The 22057-nt window shown below is 59.0% G+C and carries 21 protein-coding genes and 1 tRNA gene; 10 read left to right on the forward strand and 12 right to left on the reverse strand.

Features of this window, described 5'->3' with window-relative positions:
* Positions 1–77 precede the first annotated feature (77 nt).
* Positions 78–950 carry an ATP-binding protein gene (locus FBZ97_RS16045; RefSeq protein ID WP_145320224.1) on the reverse strand — a complete coding sequence of 291 codons (873 nt, stop codon included), beginning with the start codon at positions 948–950 and terminating at the stop codon, positions 78–80.
* Between the two features lie 206 nt (positions 951–1156).
* Here FBZ97_RS16045 and yajC point away from each other — a divergent pair, with 206 nt between their 5' ends.
* The 5 genes from yajC to FBZ97_RS16070 all read left to right on the forward strand — a co-directional run bounded on the left by yajC (position 1157) and on the right by FBZ97_RS16070 (position 6013).
* Positions 1157–1504: a preprotein translocase subunit YajC gene (gene yajC / locus FBZ97_RS16050; protein WP_047634659.1), complete on the forward strand. Its 348-nt coding sequence runs from the start codon at positions 1157–1159 to the stop codon at positions 1502–1504.
* A 159-nt stretch (positions 1505–1663) separates the two neighbouring features.
* Entirely contained in the window at positions 1664–4207 is a 2544-nt protein-coding gene (gene secDF / locus FBZ97_RS16055) for a protein translocase subunit SecDF (protein ID WP_145320222.1), read from the forward strand.
* A 4-nt stretch (positions 4208–4211) separates the two neighbouring features.
* Positions 4212–4598, forward strand: coding sequence for an Mth938-like domain-containing protein (locus tag FBZ97_RS16060; protein ID WP_145320220.1), 387 nt, complete (start codon positions 4212–4214; stop codon positions 4596–4598).
* Between the two features lie 17 nt (positions 4599–4615).
* Positions 4616–5476 carry a phytoene/squalene synthase family protein gene (locus tag FBZ97_RS16065; protein ID WP_145320218.1) on the forward strand — a complete coding sequence of 287 codons (861 nt, stop codon included), beginning with the start codon at positions 4616–4618 and terminating at the stop codon, positions 5474–5476.
* A 75-nt stretch (positions 5477–5551) separates the two neighbouring features.
* Complete coding sequence (locus FBZ97_RS16070) at positions 5552–6013, forward strand: hypothetical protein (protein ID WP_145320216.1); 462 nt, start codon at positions 5552–5554, stop codon at positions 6011–6013.
* Positions 6014–6033: 20 nt separating this feature from the next.
* Here the strand turns inward: FBZ97_RS16070 and trmFO are convergent, their stop codons facing one another.
* The 4 genes from trmFO to FBZ97_RS16090 all read right to left on the reverse strand — a co-directional run bounded on the left by trmFO (position 6034) and on the right by FBZ97_RS16090 (position 8816).
* The gene (trmFO, locus tag FBZ97_RS16075; protein WP_145320214.1) at positions 6034–7470 is read right to left on the reverse strand and encodes a methylenetetrahydrofolate--tRNA-(uracil(54)-C(5))-methyltransferase (FADH(2)-oxidizing) TrmFO; all 1437 of its coding nucleotides are present in this window, start codon (positions 7468–7470) and stop codon (positions 6034–6036) included.
* A 117-nt stretch (positions 7471–7587) separates the two neighbouring features.
* Complete coding sequence (locus FBZ97_RS16080) at positions 7588–7944, reverse strand: VOC family protein (protein ID WP_145320212.1); 357 nt, start codon at positions 7942–7944, stop codon at positions 7588–7590.
* Between the two features lie 279 nt (positions 7945–8223).
* Positions 8224–8367, reverse strand: coding sequence for a DUF1127 domain-containing protein (locus tag FBZ97_RS16085; protein WP_069611985.1), 144 nt, complete (start codon positions 8365–8367; stop codon positions 8224–8226).
* 302 nt (positions 8368–8669) lie between these two features.
* Positions 8670–8816, reverse strand: coding sequence for a DUF1127 domain-containing protein (locus tag FBZ97_RS16090; protein ID WP_081615319.1), 147 nt, complete (start codon positions 8814–8816; stop codon positions 8670–8672).
* Between the two features lie 875 nt (positions 8817–9691).
* Here FBZ97_RS16090 and FBZ97_RS16100 point away from each other — a divergent pair.
* From FBZ97_RS16100 to tig, 4 genes are all read left to right on the forward strand, one after another.
* The gene (locus tag FBZ97_RS16100) at positions 9692–10831 is read left to right on the forward strand and encodes a DUF2157 domain-containing protein (RefSeq protein WP_145320208.1); all 1140 of its coding nucleotides are present in this window, start codon (positions 9692–9694) and stop codon (positions 10829–10831) included.
* A 26-nt stretch (positions 10832–10857) separates the two neighbouring features.
* The gene (locus FBZ97_RS16105) at positions 10858–11442 is read left to right on the forward strand and encodes a GDYXXLXY domain-containing protein (RefSeq protein WP_246661773.1); all 585 of its coding nucleotides are present in this window, start codon (positions 10858–10860) and stop codon (positions 11440–11442) included.
* 145 nt (positions 11443–11587) lie between these two features.
* Positions 11588–11672 (forward strand) — tRNA-Leu (locus FBZ97_RS16110).
* A 279-nt stretch (positions 11673–11951) separates the two neighbouring features.
* Positions 11952–13442 carry a trigger factor gene (gene tig / locus FBZ97_RS16115; RefSeq protein WP_145320937.1) on the forward strand — a complete coding sequence of 497 codons (1491 nt, stop codon included), beginning with the start codon at positions 11952–11954 and terminating at the stop codon, positions 13440–13442.
* A gap of 141 nt (positions 13443–13583) precedes the next feature.
* Here tig and FBZ97_RS16120 read toward each other — a convergent pair whose 3' ends face one another.
* The 7 genes from FBZ97_RS16120 to phaC form a co-directional block, all read right to left on the reverse strand.
* Positions 13584–14393 (reverse strand): phytanoyl-CoA dioxygenase, encoded by an 810-nt coding sequence (locus tag FBZ97_RS16120; RefSeq protein WP_145320204.1) that lies wholly within the window; start codon positions 14391–14393, stop codon positions 13584–13586.
* Between the two features lie 225 nt (positions 14394–14618).
* Positions 14619–16022 carry a Si-specific NAD(P)(+) transhydrogenase gene (sthA, locus tag FBZ97_RS16125; RefSeq protein WP_113333687.1) on the reverse strand — a complete coding sequence of 468 codons (1404 nt, stop codon included), beginning with the start codon at positions 16020–16022 and terminating at the stop codon, positions 14619–14621.
* Between the two features lie 107 nt (positions 16023–16129).
* Positions 16130–16726 carry a dual specificity protein phosphatase family protein gene (locus tag FBZ97_RS16130; protein ID WP_113333688.1) on the reverse strand — a complete coding sequence of 199 codons (597 nt, stop codon included), beginning with the start codon at positions 16724–16726 and terminating at the stop codon, positions 16130–16132.
* A 261-nt stretch (positions 16727–16987) separates the two neighbouring features.
* A complete protein-coding gene (gene radC, locus FBZ97_RS16135) occupies positions 16988–17803 on the reverse strand; it encodes a DNA repair protein RadC (RefSeq protein ID WP_246661774.1) in 816 nt (271 codons plus the stop codon).
* Positions 17804–17845: 42 nt separating this feature from the next.
* Positions 17846–18682, reverse strand: a complete 837-nt coding sequence (gene map / locus FBZ97_RS16140; protein WP_145320200.1) for a type I methionyl aminopeptidase — start codon at positions 18680–18682, stop codon at positions 17846–17848.
* 2 nt (positions 18683–18684) lie between these two features.
* Positions 18685–19431 (reverse strand): DNA/RNA nuclease SfsA, encoded by a 747-nt coding sequence (sfsA, locus tag FBZ97_RS16145; RefSeq protein WP_145320198.1) that lies wholly within the window; start codon positions 19429–19431, stop codon positions 18685–18687.
* A gap of 11 nt (positions 19432–19442) precedes the next feature.
* On the reverse strand, positions 19443–21290 hold the full coding sequence (phaC, locus tag FBZ97_RS16150) for a class I poly(R)-hydroxyalkanoic acid synthase (RefSeq protein WP_113352609.1): 1848 nt from the start codon (positions 21288–21290) through the stop codon (positions 19443–19445).
* Between the two features lie 160 nt (positions 21291–21450).
* Here phaC and FBZ97_RS16155 point away from each other — a divergent pair, with 160 nt between their 5' ends.
* Positions 21451–21903 carry a hypothetical protein gene (locus FBZ97_RS16155; protein ID WP_113352608.1) on the forward strand — a complete coding sequence of 151 codons (453 nt, stop codon included), beginning with the start codon at positions 21451–21453 and terminating at the stop codon, positions 21901–21903.
* The last annotated feature ends 154 nt before the right edge of the window (positions 21904–22057 follow it).

Genomic DNA, 22057 nt, shown 5'->3' on the forward strand with positions numbered 1-22057 from the left:
TAGTGCGTCTCAAGGACTCTGCAAAAAGCCCGGTCACAGCCGGGCTTTTTGTCGTTCATGGCGTTGTCGATCGAAGATCAATCACGCTCCAGCACGATGCGCAGCCGGCCGGCGAGATCCTGGATATATTGCCAGGCGACACGGCCGGAACGGGCGCCGCGGGTCGTTGCCCATTCCAAGGCTTCGTGATGCATCTGGGCGCGATCGAGATCAAGCTTGAAGTGATCGGCATAGGCGTCGATCATCTGCAGATAATCTTCCTGGCTACACTTGTGGAAGCCGAGCCAGAGGCCGAAGCGATCGGAGAGCGATACCTTTTCCTCAACGGCTTCCGAGGGATTGATCGCGGTCGATTGCTCGTTTTCCATCATATGGCGCGGCAGCAGGTGGCGACGGTTGGATGTGGCATAAAACAGCACGTTGTCCGGTCGTCCCTCGACCCCGCCGTCCAGCGCCGCCTTGAGCGACTTATAGGCGGTATCGTCATGATCGAAGGAGAGATCGTCGCAGAAGATGATGATGCGATGCGGCGTTGCCTTCAATATATCGAGCAGCACCGGCAGCGAGGAAATATCCTCGCGATGCACTTCGATGAGCTTCAGCGACACACCGGTCGCCCGACGCACGTCTTCGTGCACCGCCTTGACCAGCGAGGATTTACCCATGCCGCGCGCGCCCCAGAGCAGCACGTTGTTGGCGGCGAAACCTTCGGCAAAACGAAGCGTGTTCTCGTGCAGAATGTCGCGCACGTGATCGACGCCGCGGATGAGGGTCAGCGCCACACGGTTCGGCCGTGGCACCGGTTGCAGATGAAGTCGGGCAGGGGCCCAGACGAAGCAATCGGCGGCACTCCAGTCATTGACGGCCGGGGCGGGTCCGGCCAGACGTTCGACAGCATCGGCAAGGCGACGGACTTCGGCAAGGATCAGGGCGTTTTGGTCTTCAGTCACCGTTTCCTCCTGAATATTGAACAAGAAAGTCGTAAAATGCGCGCGCTGTCTTGCCGGGTATCATGCTCCTTTAGGGGCTGAAAGGCTAACAGACCGGGAAAACGGTACGGTTGACGGCTGTTTTTGTTGCATTCGCCATACGCGTAACTATATTCCGGCCACCTGACGCGGGGCCCGTTCCCGCTCGGAATTCAAGGGAGTTCTCGATGTTTATCACCAACGCATATGCGCAGAGCGCGACAGATTCGGCCGCGAGTGCCTTCGGCGGTTCCGGCTTTGAAATGATCATCCTGTTTGTGCCGCTGATGGTCGTTTGGTATTTCCTCCTCATCCGTCCGCAGCGCGCGCAGGCGAAGAAGCGTGACGAGATCCTGAAGAACATCCGCCGCGGCGATCAGATCGTCACCAGCGGCATCGTCGGCAAGGTCACCAAGGTCATCGACGAAAAGGAACTGGAAGTCGAGATCGCTGAAGGCGTGCGCATCCGCGTTGTCCGCAGCGCCATTTCCGAGGTTCGCGTCAAGGGCGAACCCGTCAAGGCGGACGCCGCGTAAGGCTCCTCCCGAGAGGCGGCGCCTGCCGCCGCTGCGCATCTTCGAAATTCGAGATCGACTTTCTTGAAGGACTGTGCACAAATTCAAGGTGTTACTGCGCCCTTTGCATTTTCCGTCGAAAGGGAGGGCGCGGTAGGGAAGCCCTAATTCGAGAGAGCGATGCTGCACGTCTCCTGGTGGAAGACCGCCCTGATCTGGTTCGTCGTTCTCTTGAGCGTGCTTCTGGCCGCTCCCAACCTGCTTGGTGAGCGCTCGCTTTCATCGTTTCCAGCATGGTGGGCACATCGAAAGATCGAGCTTGGCCTTGATCTTCGCGGCGGATCGCATCTGCTGCTTAAGATCGAACGGGGTGACGTCGAGAAGGATCGCCTGGAAAGCATTGTCGGCGATATCGCCACCCGGTTGCGCACCGTCAATGTCGCCTATTCGGGCCTCACCGGCACCGGCCGAAAAATCCAGCTTCGCATCGGCGATCCCTCGCAGGTTCAGGCTGCTTTGACAGCATTGCGGCCGCTGACGGCGAGATCCGATCAGCCGTCCGTTGTTCTGTCTCAAGGTGACAATGGTGCGCTGACGCTCGATATCACCGATGCGGATATCAACAGCCATGTCTCATCGGCGATCGCACGCGCGATCAAGGTCATTCATGCCCGTATTGCGCAACTCGGTGTTGGAGAACCACTGATCCGCCGGCAGGGATCCGATCGTATCATCGTTCAGGTGCCCGACCTTGCCGATGCGCAGCGGCTGAAAAACCTTCTCGGCCAGCCCGCTAAGCTCAGCTTCCGCCTGATCGATCAGTCGATGTCGGTTCAGGACGCCATGGACAAGCAGCCGCCGGCCGGATCCGACGTGCTGTTTTCCGAAGATGATCCGCCCGTTGGCTATCTCGTACAGCGGCAGCCACTGCTCTCGAACGTCGATTTTTCCGATGCCGTCGCGGTCGTTGACAATCAGAAAGGCGAAGGCACCGTTTCCGTCAAGCTGACGCCGGAGGCAACTCACCGCTTCGCGCAATCGACGGCCAGCAATCTCGGCAAGATCATCGTCGTCGTGCTTGACGATCAGGTCATCTCCGCTGCCTCTCTGAAGACGGTCATCGCAACAGGCGAGATCGACGTTCCCGGAGATTTCACCGCCCAGGGCGCGCAGGATCTGACCGTCATGGTCAAGAGCGGTCCGCTGCCGGCAACCCTGACGACGGTCGAAGAGCGCACCATTCAGCCGGGCCTTGGCGGCGAAACGGCGCATTATGGTCTGATTGCCTGCATTGCGGCCGCCGTCTTCGTTGCGGCCCTGATGATCGGCTTCTACCGCCTGCTCGGCATCATCGCGACCATCTCGCTCGTCATCAACATGATCATGGTCGCGGCCCTCATGGGCCTGCTCGGCATTACGCTCACCCTGCCGGGTGTCGCTGCCATCGTCCTCATTATCGGCATTGGTCTCGATGCGCTTGTGCTGATCTACGAGCGCGTGCGCGAAGAGGAGAAGAAGACCCATCTTCTCGTCGATGCGCTGCGCCACGGCTTTAACCGGGCAGCTGCGACCGTCGCCGACGCCAATCTGACGGTTCTGATCGTCGCGGCCATTCTCTTTTATGCAAGCACCGGCGCGGTGCGCGGCTTTGCCGCCACGTTGATGGTGGGTGTCGTCACCACCTTCTTCACTTCCTGCTTCGTCACACGGTCGCTGGTGAATATGTGGATCTCGCGCCGCAAGCCGCGCACTTTGCTTGTTGGCGTGCGCAGCGGCATTTTCGACAATGCCAATATCCGCTTCATGGGCATCCGCCGCTATACTTTTACGGTCTCTGCGGCTCTTTCGGTCGTCACTCTCATTGCCTTCGCGACGGTCGGCATGCACCTCGGCATCGATTTTGCCGGCGGATCGATCATCGAGGTCCGGGCCAAACAGGGCGTTGCAGATCCCGTCGACATTCAAACCCGTCTTGACGCCGTCATTCCGGGCGACGTGCGCGTCGAACGGCTCGCCGATCGTCTTGGTGCAGTGGTTCGCGTTCATGCTCAGGAGGGCGGTGAAAACGCCGAACAATCCGCCGTCTCGCTCGTTCAGGACGAGCTGGGCAAGGATTACAATTTCGCCCGCGTCGAAGTGGTCGGTCCAGCCGTATCGGGCGAGATCACCACTACGGCTTCCCTTGCCGTCCTTGCGGCCCTGGCGGCAATCCTGATCTACATATGGGTACGGTTCGAATGGCAATTTGCCGTCGGCGCGATCATTGCGACTCTACACGATGTCATCCTGACGCTCGGCCTCTTCGTGCTATCAGGCATGGAATTCAACATGACGAGCATCGCCGCGATCCTCACCATCGTCGGCTACTCGCTGAACGACACGGTTGTTGTCTATGATCGCATGCGCGAGAATCTGAAGCGCTATTCGCAGATGCCGCTGCCGATTTTGATCGATGCTTCCATCAATCAGACACTATCTCGTACCATTCTGACATCGGCGACGACGCTTTTGGCGCTGTTTGCCCTCTACATCTTCGGCGGCGAGGTGATCCGTGCCTTCACCTTCGTTCTGCTTTTCGGCGTCGCTGTCGGCACTTTTTCGTCGATTTATATTGCGGCGCCCGTGCTGATCCTGTTCAAGCTGCGGCCGGACAAGTTCCAGACCGGCGGCGAAAGCAATGGACCCGCGGCCGGCGATATCCAGTCAGGCAAACCAGCGGTGTGATACAGTGGCTAAAGGTATAGAAATCCGAAACGCGCATTTCCCCGGACGCGCACCGATCGATGCTTACGGCAATGGCGGCTTTCGCTTCGCCGACATGTCGCATCGCGGTTCGCTGTTGTGCCTGCCTTCGGGCATCTACGGCTGGGACATGCTGCAGGGCGATGCGCTGACGCCGGATCGCTTCCAGAAGGTTCTCGATGAAGCCGCCGAGATCGAAGTGTTGCTCATCGGCACCGGCATGGAGCTGCGACCGCTTCCCGCCGAGCTGAAGGCCGCCCTGCGTGGAAAGCAGATTTCCTCCGACCCGATGAGCACGGGGGCAGCGGTGCGCACCTTCAACATCATGCTTTCCGAATCGCGTGCCGTGGCCGCGGCGCTGATCGCCGTCTGACCTTCGGATCCAAGCGTATGACAACACCAGCTGCGCCTCGGAGCAACCGGGACATCTGCCTCGCCACGCTTCGCGACACCGATCGCGATCGCTATCTCGCCTGCCTGCTGGCCCCGGAGGATAAGCGCCCGGCACTTGCCGCGCTCTATGCCTTCAACGCGGAGCTGGCGCGCGTACGCGATCTTGTACATGAGCCGCTGCCAGGTGAAGTGCGGATGCAATACTGGCGCGATCTCCTCGAAGGGCAGTCCCACGGCTCGAGTGAGGCCAATCCGCTGGCTTCCGAACTTCTCACTGCGATTGAAGAGTATCGCCTGCCGCGCCAGACGCTGATCGACATGATCGATGCGCGCATATTCGATCTCTACGATGATCCCATGGAAAGCCGCAGCAGTCTGGAAGGCTATGCCGGCGAGACGGCTTCGGCCCTCATCCAGCTTGCGAGCCTGGTCTTGTCCGCCGACGAGGCGAAGCGCTCGGCCGATGCCGCCGGCCATGCCGGTGTCGCGCAGGCGATTGCCGGTCTGCTACTCCTGATGCCGCTGCACCGCCATCGCGGCCAGCTCTATCTACCGCTGGAGATCCTGGCGGCAACCGGGCTCGATCGCGACGGTTTTCTCGCCGGCGAGGACAAGTCACGCATTTCGGCGGCGATCGAGGCCTTCGCCGGTCTCGGTCGCGATCATCTGGCCAAGGCGAGGGCAGCCGGCGCCATACCGCAGGCCGTATTCCCAGCCTTTCTGCCTGTCACCTTGGCCGAGCCTGTCTTGAAGAAGGCTCAGAAGCTTGGCACCGGCATCTTCGATCAAACCCTGGTGCTGCCGCAATGGCGCCGGCAGCTGCGCATGGCGATAGCGTCGATCACAAAGAAAATCTAAAATACACCAAGCTCGCGCAAGTCTCGGCGTCTATGGAGATGGCGGCACTTGATTTGCATTTCAGGGGGATCTGCCGTGGGTATTGTCGTCTGGTGCATACTGTTTGCGATTGTCATCTTCATTGCCTATTACGCGACGCGCATGGCATCGCAGAACAAGGAAGACGGCCTGCACGATACCGGCCTTGCGATTCTGGAATTCGGCCGCGCTTTTCCGACGGAGGCCATTCGCCAGCTGCAGACGACCGCCGACGGGCAGGCGGTCTTTGTGCGTCTGCATGACGACAAGGCGGGGTTCATGCGCAATGTGCGCAATCATTTCAGTGTTCATCTGATCGAGCCGGGCAGGGCGCGTGCCAAGATTTCGGCAACCGGACGCGGCTTGATCGTCGATTTTCTGGATGTGCCCCACCACAACGGCACATTCGAATTCAAGACACCTGCCGAAGCCGCGGAAGTGTCGCTCTGGCTGCTCGGCAATTATGTCTCCGGCGAGGACGCGAAGCTCGAGCACCACGCGCCGCCGGCAACAAGCTGAAGATCACGAAAGCGCTGAAGTCAGGCGCTTTCCGCGAACACGGGCGCTTGCACACCAAGCCATCCGGCGCAATCGGCAAGCGCACGCTTGGCGATGAGCTGGCGCTTCATGATGGTCTTGTCCTTGCCGCGAAAGCGCTTGACGCCTTCCGGCTTGACGATCGAACCCGGCTCCAGCTCCGGGAAAAGCCCGAAATTGATGTTCATCGGCTGGAAGGAGCGTTTGCCCGGCTCCTCGTCGGAGACGATGTGGCCGCCGGTGATGTGGTTCAGCAATGAGCCGAGCGCTGTTGTATCCGGAGGCAGCAAAGGCGCTTCGCCCTTGCGCTCGGCTGCGGCGAAGCGGCCGGCGAGCAGGCCGATGCTGGCGCTCTCGACATAGCCTTCGCAGCCTGTGATCTGGCCGGCGAAACGCAGGCCCGGGCGCGACTTCAAGACCAGCGAGCGGTCGAGCAGGGTCGGCGAGTTGATGTAGGTATTGCGGTGCAGGCCGCCGAGGCGGGCGAATTCTGCATTTTCGAGGCCGGGGATCAGGCGGAAGATCTCCGCCTGCACACCGTATTTCAGCTTGGTCTGGAAACCGACCATGTTATAGAGCGTGCCGAGCGCATTGTCCTGGCGCAGCTGTACGACAGCATAGGCCTTGACTGTGGGATTATGGGCATTGGTGAGCCCCATCGGCTTCATCGGCCCGTGGCGCAGTGTTTCGCGCCCGCGCTCCGCCATGACTTCTATCGGCAGGCAGCCGTCGAAATAGGGCGTGCCTTCCCATTCCTTGAAGCCGACGGCATCGCCGGCGATCAGCGCATCGACGAAGGCATTGTATTGGGCCTCGTCCATCGGGCAGTTGATATAATCCTTGCCGGTGCCGCCGGGGCCGACCTTGTCGTAGCGCGACTGATACCAGCAAATGTCCATGTTGATGCTGTCGCGATAGACGATCGGCGCGATGGCGTCGAAGAAGGCGAGCGCATCCGCTCCGGTTTCAGCCTGGATGGCGCTGGCAAGCCCGGGCGCGGTCAGTGGGCCGGTGGCGATGATTGCCTGGTCCCATTCCCTGGGCGGCAGCCCCTGGATTTCTTCACGGACGACGGTGATCAGCGGATGATTTGCAATCGCCTGCGTCACGGCTGCCGAGAAGCCGTCCCGATCGACAGCAAGCGCGCCGCCGGCCGGTACCTGATGCTTATCCGCGCATGCCATGATAAGCGAACCCGCCATGCGCATTTCCGCATGGATGACGCCGACGGCATTGCTGGTGGCATCGTCGGAGCGGAACGAATTGGAGCACACCAACTCGGCAAGATCGTCCGTCTTGTGTGCTTCGGTGCCGCGCACGCCGCGCATTTCATGCAGGACGACCGGAACGCCGGCATTGGCGATCTGCCATGCGGCTTCCGAGCCGGCGAGACCGCCACCGATGACGTGGATAGGGGAGTAAGAAGTGATCTGTGTCATGCGCGCGTCATTATCACGGGCAGGCCGGCGATCCAATGCTTTGCTAAAGCATGCCGCTCAAAACTGCGCAGCGGTCTTACGGCAAACTTAGTCTCTGGTCCGCCAGCTCAGTGCGAGCTACCTATCGAAAGGTCTTGAGGGCGGTTCTGCAAGAGTGATGCGGTTTCCGTCCGGGTCAATCAATTGGGCGATCTTTCCATAGTTGCCTTGCGATTCACCCGTGAGCTTTACGCCGAAGTCTTCGAGCAATTTGCGAGCTTCATCCATTTTCGGCACCACAATGGTTAGTCTGCCGTGCCCCGCATTCTCCTTGTCATGGAAGATTTGAATGTTTGCGCCTGCAATATTGCGCCATTGGATCAACCCATCCATGGGACGATCGTCAGGTCCTCGGTCGAAAAGTTGAGTATAGAACGTTTCCGCCCTGTCCATGCTGGCCGTCGCGATCGTGGCGTAAACTCCTTGGATTTGCATTCTCCGCCTCCCTGCTAAAAGATCTCCACCTGTAAATGAGAAACCGGCGGTTCCGTTCCAATACCGCGCGTGATGGCGGCAGGGGCTATCTTCGCCTGCTGTGCACGGGCTGCTGCGAGGCTGGGCCGGTGGCAGCATTGATTCCGGTAAGGGCGAGCGACTCGCCAGTGATCAACGGAAGCTCTGCGAGACGGTTAAATTGCACCGGGCTTCTAATCGCCAGAATCAAAAACGGCGCCAAAAGGCGCCGTCTTGAAGCAGTCTGCCAGTCCGTTTCTATTAACGGAAAGAACGAGCAGCGATGTTGCGGATTTCGTAGCGGCTAACGCCGATGTCCGAAAGGGTCTGGCTGGAGAGGTTGCCAAGTTCGTTCAGAGTGCGGCGGTAGCTGATCCAGTTCTTTGCAATGCGAATCGGGTTCATGATCTTTTCCTCGGTATCTTGTTTGCGGGCGGTGTGATTACCGCCTCAGCGCTTGCACTCTATATAGGCGCGAAGAGGTTGATTGTGCAGTGCAAAGAAGATGCGTCTGCTATGCATTTGTGCAATATGACGCCCAAAAAGCAGTCGATGCTCAAAATTTGTGTGCTTTGCAGATAAGGAATAGCTCGCGGCGGATCGGTTATGCTGCGCTTGCTCAGTCGGAAGGCAAAAAAGAACGCCCGCCGCGGAGGTCCGCAACGGGCGTTGAGAGGCTTTCGCGAGTGGCGAAGCCTATCCGGCGATTAGCGGCCGGTGGCTTCGCGAGCAACGCGATGGATGTCGGCGCGATCGATGCCGAGGTCGTGCAGTTCACGAGCGCTCATGCGGCCGAGTTCGTTAACGGTCTGACGATACTTGCGCCAGTTGTTGAAAGAGCGGGTCAGGTTCATTGTAGTCCCTTTCGAGGATCAAGGGATCGAGCAGTTCCGTGATTGGTTCCGTCGTCGATCTAATGGATTTAAATATATGCTGCGCCGCGAAAACTAAAAGCGCGAAAGCTTCATGCCACCTATGCATAATGCGCAAGTCTTGTGGGGGTTTTGCCTAAGATGGTGGCTGCTTTGTGTGCATATCGAGGCCAAAGCTGGTCCGTCGCCGGAAGTCAATTCCGCGCCAGTGTCAGCCATTCCGAAGCGTTTGTCGGTAGCCGCCCGCTTTTAGCCACCTTTTCGCGAGCCCTGCTGTTTTGGAGGGGCCGATGTTGCCGCGAACTGCCGTGCGGCGGTTCAGAAGTGAGCTTGAGACTCTTCCCATACTGGCAATTGCCGGCTGATGGCCGGCATGGGCATCCGTTCAGCATAAACCGATTTAGAGGGGATAAAAAAATAACGCCCACCGCGGGAGGAGGATGCGGTGGGCGTCATTTGAGATGATTGACGACTGGGAGGAGGAGTGTCGTCAATCTATCGAAGCGCACTGGGAGGAGGAGTGTGCGGCTCCGAATATCGTGTCGGGATGCTATCCCCAGGCTTGGTCCGATCTGCATCGGTCCGGCGCGCCACCGCCGTCTTGTTGTTTGATAAATAGTATGACTTTTCGAATTTGTGCAGCGCAATAATTTCATGGGAGGCATGAGCTGCGCGCATATCTTTAGTTGGTATCTCTTTACCGGCCGTTAGGATACTGCATGATCCCTTAATTCCGTATTAATATGGCACACATTCCTGTGAACCGAAGCCTCTGCCAGAACGCTCGGCTCGCATCGATTGGGCGGCGATTTGTGCTAACTCTGTCGCGAGCAGAATCGCGGCGAGGGGAGCCGGGCATGTACAGGGGAAGGCTGGAGCGGGATCTCAAGATCTGGACCGACAAGGGGCTGGTCGACGCGGGGACGGCGAAAGCCATCCTCAACGAGTATGACGGTCGTCAGACGAGTTTCAGCGCCGGCCGGGTGCTGACCATCATCGCCGCCGTGCTTCTCGGCCTTGCCATCTTGCTGTTCATCTCCGCAAACTGGGAGGCTCTTCCGAGAATTGCCCGTCTGCTGGGGCTGGTTGCGATGATATGGGCCTTCTATCTCGCGGCGGCATATTTATTAGCTCAGGGTCGCTCCATCCTCGCCGCCGCAATGTTGATCCTCGGCACCTTGAGTTTCGGCGGCGCCATGGCGCTGGTTGGCCAGATGTACAATCTGTCGGGCGACGAACTCAGAATGATGCTCGTCTGGTTCGCCGCGGCCTGCATTGTTGCGACATTGTTTCGTTCCTCGGTGCAGGTCGGGCTCGCCGGTTTTCTCGCCTGGGCATTTTGCGGCGTCTATCTCTGGGGCCATTTCGACAAATGGTATGGGATCATGCCCTGGATGCCGCCTCTGATGGCCATGGTCCTGATTGTGCTTGTCCGCTATGCCGATGCGCGCATGGCTCGGCATCTGGCCTATCTCATGCTCGTCGGCTGGCTTACATGGCTATTTGGCCGTCATGAGGGATTGAATACCGCGATCCTGTTTGCCGCTCTCGGCATGGCGGCGTTTCTCGTCGTTAGTGTTCCCGCGTCGCCGCTGATGCCTTTTGCCCGCACAGCTGGTGCCGCGCCGGCCTTCTACACCTTTCTGATCGCATCGATCGGCTTCTCCCTGGTTCATGCCGAGATCAGCAACGGGTCCTTTGAGAACAATGTCTGGGTGGAAGACAAATTGCCGCTCGTCATCGTGGCGGCAGCGACACTGGCGAGTTGCGTGATCGCAATCGCGCTCAGTGGCCGCGACAACGGCGCGGTGCGCTATCTCGCCTATTTCGTCTTTTCCTGCGAGATTCTTTACCTCGCCAGCGAGACGATCGGCTCGATCATCGGAACGGCCGGGTTCTTCCTCGTTGCCGGCTTGCTGGTGGCGATTGCCGCCTGGCTGGTCATTCAGCTGGAACGGCGTTTTTCCGATAATCGGGGGCAGGGGACGCGGGCATGACCGATATCGCTGAGAGGAGTCTGAGCATGGGTTCCCGCCGCCTGTGGATTGCCGCCATCGTCGTTTCCGCTCTGCAGACGGCGGTTCTTGGCTACATGGTTGGCGAGCGGGCCTGGGGCTTGCGGAGCGGCGTCGAGATTCTTTTGAAGACTGCGCCAGTCGATCCGCGCGATCTTTTGCGCGGCGACTACGTGACCTTAAACTACGACATCTCGCGGGTTCCGTTCTCGACGATGGTTGAAGGACCGCCGAAAGCGAGCCGAAGTGGCGCGCTATTGTCCGTTCGCCTGAAGAAGCAGGACGACGGTTACTGGGGGATCGTCGAATCATCATTTGGAAAGCTCGATCCGAAGCCCGATACGGTCGTGCTCAAAAGCCTGCCTGTCGACTATGTTTTCTATGGCGATGCCGCCGACCCGTCGCAGGCGATTGTCGGGGTCGCTTATGGCATCGAGCGCTACTACGTGCCCGAAGGGCAGGGGCACGATATCGAGAGCGCCCGCAATGACAATCGCGTCGCCATCGCGGCGCGCGTGTCTTCCGACGGCGTTGCCCATATTAGAAGCCTGCTTCTAGACGGCAAATCCGTCTACGAGGAGCCGCTTTACTGACGATATCTGCGCTAATGGCTCCGATAAGCTTTAAGCGTTGTCGCGGAGCCGTCATTTTTCCTTTGCGTGGTTTAAAACGGGTGATATAGAGACGCCGCGCTCCGGAAGGCCCCATGGGCAGGCATCGCCATGCGGTTTTGGGAACGCGGGTATGGTGAAATTGGTAGACACGCCAGATTTAGGTTCTGGTGCCGCAAGGCGTGGGAGTTCAAGTCTCTCTACCCGCACCAACACTGTCTTGTGGACGGGGGGAGGCTCACGAAGCCTGTCTTCCGATATGCCGCAGGACGCGCATCTTGCCCAAAGCATCCCGCTTTCGATGAGGAAAGGGGATAAGATGTTTTGGCTCGTGACGGGATAGAGCTGCCTTTTGCGCGTTCGTTCGAAGGCGCGGCGCTCTTGCAAGGTGAAAGAGAATTGCATCCAAGCCACGCTCGGGATTTTCCGGCGTCGTGCTCATCGAAACGAACGGCAGGCTGGGCACGGCCGCCATGAATGAAGGTAGGACAATGCAGGTTATCGAAACGCTCGCTGAAGGGCTGAAGCGCGAAATCAAGGTGGTCATCCCGGCCAAGGACATGGAAGTGCGCATGAACGAGCGCCTGGCCGAGGTCAAGGACAAGGTCCGCATCAATGGCTTCCGTCCGGGCAAGGTTCCGGTCTCGCACCTGAAGAAGGTCTACGGCAAGTCGATCATGGCTGACCTCGTCAACGAAATCGTTCGCGACCAGCCGCCGGCGATCCTGACCGAGCGCGGCGAGAAGTCGGCAACCCAGCCGGAAATCGCCATGACCGAAGACCAGGACGAGGCAGAAAAGATCCTCTCCGCTCAGGCCGATTTCGAATTCACGCTGTCTTATGAAGTCATCCCGGCGATCGAGCTGAAGCCGGTCAACGGCATCAAGGTCACCCGCGAAGTCGCTGAAATCAGTGAAGACGAAGTGACCGAGCAGATCCTCAAGATCGCTGAAAGCGCTCGTAGCTACGAAACCAAGAAGGGCAAGGCTGCCAACGGCGACCGCGTCACCATCGATTACCTCGGCAAGGTCGACGGCGTTGCCTTCGACGGCGGCAAGGACGAAGACGCACAGCTCGTTCTCGGCTCCAACCGTTTCATCCCGGGCTTCGAAGAGCAGCTCGTCGGCCTCAAGGCTGGTGATGAGAAGGTCATCACCGTAACCTTCCCGGCCGACTATCCGGCCAAGAACCTCGCCGGCAAGGAAGCCACCTTCGACATCAACGTCAAGGAAGTTGCGGCTCCCGGTGAAATCGAAATCAACGACGAACTCGCTTCCAAGCTCGGCATCGAATCCGCCGACCGCCTGAAGGAGATCGTTCGCGGTCAGATCGAAAGCCAGTATGGCTCTGTCACCCGCCAGAAGGTCAAGCGTCAGATCCTCGACCAGCTCGACGAAATGTATCAGTTCGACACGCCCCAGAAGCTCGTCGAGGCTGAATTCGCCAGCATCTGGCGCCAGATCGAAACCGATCTCAGCGAATCCGGCAAGACCTTCGAAGACGAAGACACCACCGAAGAAAAGGCTCGCGAAGAATACCGCAAGCTCGCCGAGCGCCGCGTTCGCCTCGGTCTCGTTCTCTCCGAAATCGGCGAAAAGGCCGGCGTCGAAGTCAGCGAAGACGAACTGCAGCGCGCTCTCTACGCACAGCTCCAGCAGTTCCCGGGCCAGGAAAAGGAAATCCTCGAATTCTTCCGCAAGACGCCGGGCGCCTCCGCCAACCTGCGCGCCCCGATCTTCGAAGAAAAGGTCATCGACCATCTGCTGACCGAGGTCAACGTCACGGACAAGACCGTTTCCAAGGAAGCGCTGCTGGCTGACGACGAAGAAGAAGACAAGCCGGCTGCCAAGAAGGCCGCTCCGAAGAAGAAGGCTGCTGCCAAGGCTGAAGCAACCGAAGCTGCCGCTGAAGGCGAAGAAGCAGCGGCTCCGAAGAAGAAGGCCGCTCCGAAGAAGAAGGCTGCTGAAGACAGCGCCGAATAATCGTCTTTCTTCTGGACTGATATTGAGCCCTACCGGAAACGGTGGGGCTTTTGTTGTTTCGTCATAATGCTTCCTCTCCCCGCAAGCGGAGAGAGGGCTGGGGCGAGGGGCCCCAGGCTATCAGCAATCAGTTCGGCGCGATTATTCCTTACCCAAAGCGCGGCGAATGGCTGTCTCGACTGGGCTATAGGCATTATCCGGCCGTTCCAATCGATAGGGCTCAGCAAGGCCGATCGAAGGCTGCGCCATAAATCGCGGCGTGGCGCCTCGATGCTTCTGGGCGGCGTGGATTATGAAGGGATGGCAGATGTAGACCGTACCAGCCTTTCCCGTTGCCAGTGCGTGAGGGCGGTCGGCTCCCATCTGCTCGAGCATCATATGAGAACGCCCGTGCTCTCCGGCAGGCTCGAGATAGCGCGCCATATCCATGTGAGAGCTGACGCGGATGCGGGTCGGCGCATCGTCTTCGCCAACATCGGAAAACAGGAATAGCGTAAGCAGAGCGCGCCCTCGCGAGGTGACATTCACGCGCCAGGCGGAGAAGTCGCTTTGCTCATTCGGATCGCAATCGTCCCCAGGAAAGCTGAGGTCGACATGCCAGCCGGCGTCGCCGGGATCGTCCGGATGCGGGAAACGCACGGGGAAGGTCCCAAGCCCATCTCTTGGCAGCCATCGCCCACGCCCGACCAGTTGATCGAAAGCAGCGTGCAAAATGGGCATATTAGCGATGGCACGGAATGGCTCGCCGCCATAGCCTGGCAGCCTCACGACCGGAAATCTCCAACTTGCCGGATCGTGCTCGCGACATGGAATATCGCGCCACATGATGGCGCGGGCTTCGGCAGCCTGTTCCTGTGAAAACGCATCATCGATGCGTATAAAGCCATGTTCAATGAAATCGTTCACCTGCGCGTTGGAAAGCGCAGCCGGATACTGTTTTTGGGATGGCATGAAATCTCTCTCGATCATCGCGCCGTTTTTCACCCTTCCTGTGCGGGCATCACGGCTGTTTCGGCAAAGACCTACCCGCGGCCTCGCGGCCGTTGAGGCGGTCTCGTCTTCATTTGGCTGAAAGCCTAGGGATTAGCGGCTTATGAAGAAGACCGAAGCGATGTTGAGAATGCTCATCATGCCGGCAGAGTAGTGAGCTCCGCCGGCATGGTCAATATTGACCTATTAGAGTTCCGACTTGATATCGCCCATGCGGTTCCAGGCGTCGAGGCCGGCGATCTTGTAGGCTTCGGCAAGCGTCGGATAGTTGAAGGTGTTTTCGACGAAATATTCGACGGTGCCCTTAAGGTTCAGCACGGCCTGTCCGATGTGCACGAGCTCGGTGGCGCCTTCGCCGACGATGTGGACGCCGAGCAGGCGGCGGGTCTTCAGCGAGAAGATCATCTTCAAGAGGCCTGTGTCGAGGCCCATGATGTGGCCGCGCGAGGTCTCGCGGAAGCGGGCGATGCCGCACTCATAGGGGATGTGCCGCTCCTTGACCTCTTCCTCCGACAGGCCACAGGTGGAAATCTCCGGCACGGCATAGATGCCATAGGGGAAGTATTTCGGCGGCTCCTTGGCGATGGCGCCGACGGCGACGCGCGCGGCAATGCGGCCCTGTTCCATCGACGTAGAGGCAAGGCTCGGGAAACCGACGACATCGCCGGCGGCAAAGATATGCGGAACCTTGGTGGCGAAGGTTTCCGGATTGACGCTCAGGCGGCCGCGAGCATCGGCCTCAAGGCCGGCAGCGGCAAGATTAAGGGTGTCGGTGGCACCCATGCGGCCGGCGGCGAAGAGCACCATGTCTGTCGTGATGCGGCGGCCATTGTCGAGCGTCAGCTCGACCTTGCCGTTCTGCCGCTCCACCTTCTCGGCCTTTTGACCGAGCAGCAGCTTCATGTTGCGATCGCGAAGCTGATAGGTGAAATCCTCGACGATCTCCTTGTCGATGAAATCGAGCATGGTGGATTTCGGATCGATCAGCGTCACCTGCGTGTCGAGCGCGCTGAAGATTGTGGCATATTCGATGCCGATGACGCCGGCGCCGATGACGACCATCGATCGCGGCAAATCCTCGATCTCTAGGAGTTCATCGCTGTCGAGAACCGTCTTGCCGTCGAACGGCATGTAATCCGGACGGAAAGGCTTGGTGCCGACTGCAAGCAGTATGCTGGCGGCGGACACGGTGACGACCTCGCCATCATCCTTGACGATCTGCATCGTCTGCGGATCGACGAAGCTTGCCTTGCCTCTGATGTGCTGGACGCGATTGCGCGCGAATTGATGCTCAAGCACTTCGACCTCGTGGTCGAGTGTGATCAGCAGGCGGCGGCGGAGATCCTCCGCGCTGATCTCCTGTTTGACGCGATAGGCGCGACCGTAGAAGCCGCGTTCGCGCCAGCCGGAAAGATTGAGCGCGGTTTCGCGCAGCGTCTTGGAGGGAATGGTGCCGGTATGGACCGAGACGCCGCCGACCCGCTTGCCTTGCTCGACAACGAGTACCTTCTTGCCGAGTTTGGCCGCCTGGATAGCGCCTCTGCGGCCAGCGGGGCCGCTACCTACGACTAGGAGATCGAATTGGTCCATCGGGAAGCCTCGGATGACTGGAATGGGGAATCAATGTCGCAATGCAACATGCTCCGTCAACCGGTAGCGTCTCAATGTTACAGATTATCTAACGGGAAGTTTGGTGTTCACGAGGCCGAAAGACCGAGCCAGGGTTCCAGCTTCTCAAAAGTACGGTCCATGGCATAGGCACGCGTAAAGGAGAACGGCAGGTGACCATAGATGATCGACATCTGGCCCTCCGCGGTAGCCTCATTCGTCTTGGCAATGGCGGCAAGGTAAAGTGCCGAGGCCAGGCCAGTTCTGTCGGCTCCGGCCTGGCAATGAATGAGGATCGGCTTCGGCGCATTCCGCATGATCTCGACAAGCTGCGCCGCCTGCTCCTGTGTCAGCTCTCGGGCCGAAGACATATGGAAATCGATATGGTCGATGTTGAGCGCTTTCGCCTCGGCAACTTCGGTATCGTACCAATGGTGGCCGCTATTGTAGCCACGCAGGTTGATAATGGTCTTGATGCCGTATTGCTTCTGAAACTCGGCAATGTTGGTGGCCGAGGGCTGCGAAGAACGGTAAAGCTCGCCGGCAATGACCGGATGGAAGTTCGTCGTCCAGAGCATGTGAGCATAGAAGCCGCTGGCGGCCACCAGAAAAGCGCCTGCCGCGACAAGCGCGCCGCGACCGATAGAAAGGAGGCGATGAGCAAGCTTGGGCGACATCTTCGGCATTCGATCTCCAGATGGCCGGCGCATGCAAGCGGATAAGGCCAAATCAAACAACAGCTTCCGCGGGCGGATCAGCCGACAGGAACGCGGCGACCCTTCTGCCAGATGATCCTGACGCCGAGCTGAAAAATGAAAGCGGAGATCGCCATGACGAATTCGGGATATTTCGCCATGATCGAATGGATGAGATTCGATAATGATAACGTAAAATCAAAAACGTACAATATAGATTTAAAGTATTGGATTATCGCATTTGCGACAATTTCAAATCAGCCGCAATGCGCGGAAGCTGACATGGCCGTTTTTTCCAATGATAACATGGTCGTGAACGGTGATGCCCAAGGGCTTGGCGGTGTCGATAATCGTCTTGGTCATGTCGATATCGGCACGCGAAGGTGTCGGATCTCCTGACGGGTGATTGTGGACTAGAATTACTGCGGAGGCGGAGAGTTCGAGTGCGCGTTTGACGACCTCGCGCGGATAGACCGGCGTATGATCGACCGTGCCGAAACCCTGCACCTCATCGGCGATCAAGGCGTTGCGCTTATCGAGAAACAGCAGGCGAAATTGCTCGCGTGCTTCATGCGCCATGGCAGCATGACAGTAATCGATGAGCGCCTTCCAGGAAGAGAGCACCGGCTTACCCGTCAATTCGCTCTTCAGCATGCGTTGCGCGACGCTCGCGACTAGCTTCAGGTCGAGAGCGACGGCATCGCCGACGCCGCTGACCTTGGTCAAGAGGCCGACCGGCGCGCCGAACACGCCGCCAAGCGTGCCGAAACGGGCGAGCAGGGCCTTCGCGATCGGTTTCGTGTCGCGGCGCGGGATCAGCCGGAAAAGCAGAAGTTCGAGAATCTCGTAGTCCGCCAATGCCGCGTCGCCGCCGTCGCGATAGCGATTGCGCAACCGTTCGCGGTGGCCATGATAATGGGCTTCGACGTTGGTTGTCGCGGATTTGGCTATCGGTGCGGATTTGGATGTCGAGGCGGGTTTGGCGACCTGTTGAGGGAAGAATAGCCGCTCGTCGAGTAGCGGCGCATCTTCCAACGCCTCCGTCTTCCCGCCTCTATCGAGGGGCATGTCACCATGTCCATTGGAAGAAGCGGGACGTTTTGCCATGAATTATGCCTGCAGCGGCGGCAGGCCGGGGCGGTCTAGGCCGCCGGGCGACAGGGTGAAGATCTCGCAGCCCGTCGCAGTGACGCCGACCGTGTGTTCGTATTGTGCCGAGAGCGAGCGGTCGCGCGTGACGGCCGTCCAGCCGTCGCCGAGCACTTTCACATGCGGCTTGCCGAGATTGATCATCGGCTCGATGGTGAAGATCATGCCTTCACGCAGTTCCGGGCCGTCATTGACGCGGCCGTAATGCAGGATATTCGGCGAGTCATGGAAGAGGCTGCCGACGCCGTGGCCGCAGAAGTCGCGCACGACCGAGCAGCGCTCGCCTTCGGCATAGGTCTGGATCGCTTCGCCGATGGCGCCGGTGCGGGCGCCGGGGCGCACGGCGGCAATGCCGCGCATCAGAGATTCATAGGTGACTTCCAGCAGCCGCTCGGCCGAACGCTTGATTTCTCCGACCGGATACATGCGGCTGGAATCGCCATGCCAGCCATCGAGCACATAGGTCACGTCAATATTGACGATATCGCCTTCGCGCAGCGGTTTATCGTTGGGAATGCCATGGCAGACGACGTGGTTGATCGAGGTGCAGGAGGATTTCATGTAGCCGCGATAGTTCAGCGTCGCAGGATAGGCGCCGTGATCCATGCCGAATTCGAAAACGAAACGGTCGATGACATCGGTGGGCACGCCAGGCTTGACGATCGCGGCAAGTCCATCGAGGCAGCGGGCGGTCAGCTGGCACGCCTTGCGCATTCCGGCAAAGGCGTCCTCTCCGTAGATGCGGATAGCACCCGTATTTTTCGCCGGCGCCGTTGCCGCTTCGATGTAGTTCACCATGATTAGCCTTCGGTAGAGATCTTAAATTGTTCTAATGCAGCTATGCCGGGTTCGTCTATCGGGATCAACCCGGCAGGCGCGATTTCCGTCGGCGAAGCCCTGCATTTCAGCGCATAGACCTCGACGCCACGCTTCAAAGCGCGATCATAAGCCCTGGCGTAGACCGGATCGAGATCGCTGCAAATCCGGAAGCGATGGCAATCGTTGCGCTGGATCACGAACAACATAACGGCACGATAACCAGCCTCGGCCATATCGCCGAGTTCTTCCAGATGCTTGGCGCCGCGGGCCGTCGCCGTGTCGGGAAATTCCGCAAGACCCGGCTGCCGCATGAAATGGACGTTTTTCACCTCGACATAGGTGGTTGTCCGCAAAGGATCGGTCAAGAGCAGGTCTATGCGGGAGTTGCGGCCATAATTCTGCTCGCGTTTGACAGCTGTATAATCGCCGAGATCGGAGATTTGTCCGAGCGCGATCGCTTCTGCTGCGATGCGGTTCGGCATGGCGGTGTTGACACCGACGATCGTGTCGTCAGCTTCGATCAGTTCGAAGACATGACGGTATTTTCGCTTCGCGCCCTCATGTTCGGAGAGCCATATGCGCGAGCCGCGTGTCGTAAGGCCGAGCATCGAGCCGGTATTCGGGCAGGAGCCGGTGATGAAGGTTCCGTCCTCCAGCTCGGCATCGAAGAGAAAGCGCTTGTAGCGGGAAATCAGGCGGGCAGGGAGGAGAGGCGAAGGAAATTGCATAATCGGGTGACTTATGCCCGTTCCAGGACATAGCTGCCGGGTGCCTCTTCCAGCGCATTGAGGGCCTTGCCGCCGGGTTTTCGCGCAGCCGTCATGCGATGGTCTTGCGCGAGGATCCAGGCATGCCAATGCGGCCACCAGGAGCCAGGTGTCTCCTTTGCCCCGGCGAGCCAATCCTCATAGTCGCCCCCGGTCGGGCCGCCGGTCCAGAACTGATATTTATGCTTGTCGGGCGGGTTGACGACGCCGGCAATGTGACCGGAGCCGGTCACCACGAATTCCACCGGACCGCCGAAATACTGGCTGCCGACGAAGACGGATTTGGCCGGCGCGATATGATCCTCCCGCGTCGCCAGATTGTAGACCGGGATGCGCACGTCCTTCAGCGACAATGTCTTACCGTCGAGCACCATCTTGCCCTGGCTCAAGGCGTTGTTGAGGTAGCAGTTGCGCAGGTAGAACGAATGATTGGCCGCGGCCATGCGGGTCGAATCGGCATTCCAGAACAGGAGGTCGAAGGGCAGGGGCTCCTGACCCTTAAGATAATTATTGACGAAATAGGGCCAGATCAGTTCGGAGGCGCGCAGCATGTTGAAGGCCGTCGCCATCTTGGAACCTTCGAGATAGCCGAGCACGTTCATCTGCTCTTCGAGTGCTGCAATCTGCTCTTCGTCGACGAAAACCTTCAGGTCGCCGGCAAAGGTGAAATCGACCTGCGTCGTCAGGAAGGTTACCGTTCGGATACGCTTGTTCTTTTCCTTGGCGTGGAGGGCGAGGGTGGCCGCCAGCAGCGTGCCGCCGACGCAATATCCAACAGCATTGACTTCCTGTTCGCCCGTCGCCTTTTCGATGGTTTCGAGTGCGAAATCGATGCCTTCGCGGGCATAAGAGGTCCAATCCTTCGCCGCATGCCGATGATCGGGATTGACCCAGGAAATGACGAAGACGGTATGACCCTGCTCCACGCACCATTTGATGAAGGATTTCTGTGGGTTGAGATCGAGAATGTAGAATTTGTTGATCCAGGGCGGGCAGATCAGCAGCGGCCGCTTCAGCACCTTGTCTGTCGCCGGCTCATATTGGATCACCTGGCAGACATCGCTTTGCGCGATCACCTTGCCTGGCGTCAGCGCCATGTCGCGGCCGATGGCGAATTTCGTCATGTCGGTTTGACGCAGGCGCAACTCGCCATGGCCAAGGCTGATGTCCTCGGCCAGCATCTTCATGCCGCGCACCAGGTTCTCGGCATTGGAGGCGATAGTCTCGCGATAGACCTGCGGGTTGGTCGCGACAAAATTGGTTGGCGAAAATGCGGCGGTGATCTGCTTCGTGTAGAATGCCGCTTTGTGGCGGGTGTGCTCATCCAGCCCTTCCGCGTCGCCGACCAGTTTTTCCGCCCAGTTCGACGTCAGAAGATAGGTCTGCTTCAAGAAATCGAAGAAGGGGTTCTTCTGCCAGTCCTCGTCTGCGAAGCGCTTGTCCTTCACCGGTTCGGCTTCAGCCTCGGCGGACGAATCGCCGCTAAGGCGCTGCATGGTCTTCGTCCACAGACCAAAATAGCCGGAAAGCAGGTGAGTCTGCGCTTCCAGTGTCCGGCGGGGATCGGAAAGCCAGTATTCGCCGACTTTAGACAGCGTCTTGACCATGTCGGTGAAAGGATCGGCAACCGTATCGACCTTCTCGCCGCGCTCGCGCGGTGCAAGCCAGGCCGAGGCTGCCTTGCCGAGATTTTCCAGCGCACGGGCAAAGTTGACGGCCATCGCTTCGGGATCCCTGACGATGTAAGGCTCGACTGACTTTGGATCAAAGCCGGGAAAGCCGCCATTACCTTCATTCTTGTCCCGCTTGCTGTCGGTCACGCATCATCCTCCCGGCGGCAGCTCGTGTCTTGTTTTCCATTTGTACATCTTGCGGGAAAAGGAATACAAGTCGAATGAAACGCAACCCTGCTCTTGCTTTGCTGCTGCGACAAATTTAACAGTCGCAACCCACAGCAAGGAATAGCGCAGGAAGACAATTATGGGCGGCGGCATGGTGGCAAGACTGAACCGGTATTCCGTACTCTGCAGTGCAATGTGCGGAATTCTCGCATTGACACTCGCGGGCTGCTCGACGCCTGAGGAAAAAGCGGCCTTCGCCAAGCGCAAGCAGCCGCCTCAGGCTGTCATCGTAAAGCCCGCCAAGGGCACGCCGGTCGTGGAAACCAGCACGCAGCAATTTTACAAGGACGGCTATCCTTCCTTCAACGCGCCGCCGACCGCTGCAAACGTCCAGATTAACGATCAGCAGGCCGGCGATCTGGTCAAGCAGCTGACGGCACTTGGATCGCAGCGCAAAGCCGGCACGATCTCCGAGGCCGAATATCAGAGGCGTGTTGCCGAGATGCGCAAGCTCGCCGCCGAGCATGGCCAGGATACGCTGCAGGAAATTCAGAAAGAGGGCAGCGCCCAGCCGGCCCCAACGCAGAATTAGCCTTGCGTTTCAGGCGATTTGGACGCAAAGCGTTCGGATAGGCCGAAATTGGATGTATCTACCGGCGGATTGCATTTTGCGTGCATAAGCGCCCAAGATTCACCTTATCTTTCGAGATAGCATGAGTACGGCGCCGCGAGTCCCAAGTTCGTAT

Source organism: Rhizobium sp. ERR 942 (genome assembly GCF_007828395.1).
Lineage (GTDB): Bacteria > Pseudomonadota > Alphaproteobacteria > Rhizobiales > Rhizobiaceae > Rhizobium > Rhizobium dioscoreae.

What these genes read in the sequence shown, in the direction of transcription:
- FBZ97_RS16085 (WP_069611985.1), bottom strand. Translation starts at nt 8,367, where the DNA reads ATGAACCCGATTCGCATTGCAAAGAACTGGATCAGCTACCGCCGCACT.
- secDF (WP_145320222.1), top strand. Translation starts at nt 1,664, where the DNA reads ATGCTGCACGTCTCCTGGTGGAAGACCGCCCTGATCTGGTTCGTCGTT.
- map (WP_145320200.1), bottom strand. Translation starts at nt 18,682, where the DNA reads ATGGTGAACTACATCGAAGCGGCAACGGCGCCGGCGAAAAATACGGGT.
- yajC (WP_047634659.1), top strand. Translation starts at nt 1,157, where the DNA reads ATGTTTATCACCAACGCATATGCGCAGAGCGCGACAGATTCGGCCGCG.
- FBZ97_RS16080 (WP_145320212.1), bottom strand. Translation starts at nt 7,944, where the DNA reads ATGCAAATCCAAGGAGTTTACGCCACGATCGCGACGGCCAGCATGGAC.
- FBZ97_RS16130 (WP_113333688.1), bottom strand. Translation starts at nt 16,726, where the DNA reads ATGCCGAAGATGTCGCCCAAGCTTGCTCATCGCCTCCTTTCTATCGGT.
- FBZ97_RS16155 (WP_113352608.1), top strand. Translation starts at nt 21,451, where the DNA reads ATGGGCGGCGGCATGGTGGCAAGACTGAACCGGTATTCCGTACTCTGC.
- radC (WP_246661774.1), bottom strand. Translation starts at nt 17,803, where the DNA reads ATGCCCCTCGATAGAGGCGGGAAGACGGAGGCGTTGGAAGATGCGCCG.
- FBZ97_RS16100 (WP_145320208.1), top strand. Translation starts at nt 9,692, where the DNA reads ATGTACAGGGGAAGGCTGGAGCGGGATCTCAAGATCTGGACCGACAAG.
- tig (WP_145320937.1), top strand. Translation starts at nt 11,952, where the DNA reads ATGCAGGTTATCGAAACGCTCGCTGAAGGGCTGAAGCGCGAAATCAAG.
- FBZ97_RS16105 (WP_246661773.1), top strand. Translation starts at nt 10,858, where the DNA reads ATGGGTTCCCGCCGCCTGTGGATTGCCGCCATCGTCGTTTCCGCTCTG.
- sfsA (WP_145320198.1), bottom strand. Translation starts at nt 19,431, where the DNA reads ATGCAATTTCCTTCGCCTCTCCTCCCTGCCCGCCTGATTTCCCGCTAC.
- FBZ97_RS16090 (WP_081615319.1), bottom strand. Translation starts at nt 8,816, where the DNA reads ATGAACCTGACCCGCTCTTTCAACAACTGGCGCAAGTATCGTCAGACC.
- trmFO (WP_145320214.1), bottom strand. Translation starts at nt 7,470, where the DNA reads ATGACACAGATCACTTCTTACTCCCCTATCCACGTCATCGGTGGCGGT.
- FBZ97_RS16120 (WP_145320204.1), bottom strand. Translation starts at nt 14,393, where the DNA reads ATGCCATCCCAAAAACAGTATCCGGCTGCGCTTTCCAACGCGCAGGTG.
- sthA (WP_113333687.1), bottom strand. Translation starts at nt 16,022, where the DNA reads ATGGACCAATTCGATCTCCTAGTCGTAGGTAGCGGCCCCGCTGGCCGC.
- FBZ97_RS16065 (WP_145320218.1), top strand. Translation starts at nt 4,616, where the DNA reads ATGACAACACCAGCTGCGCCTCGGAGCAACCGGGACATCTGCCTCGCC.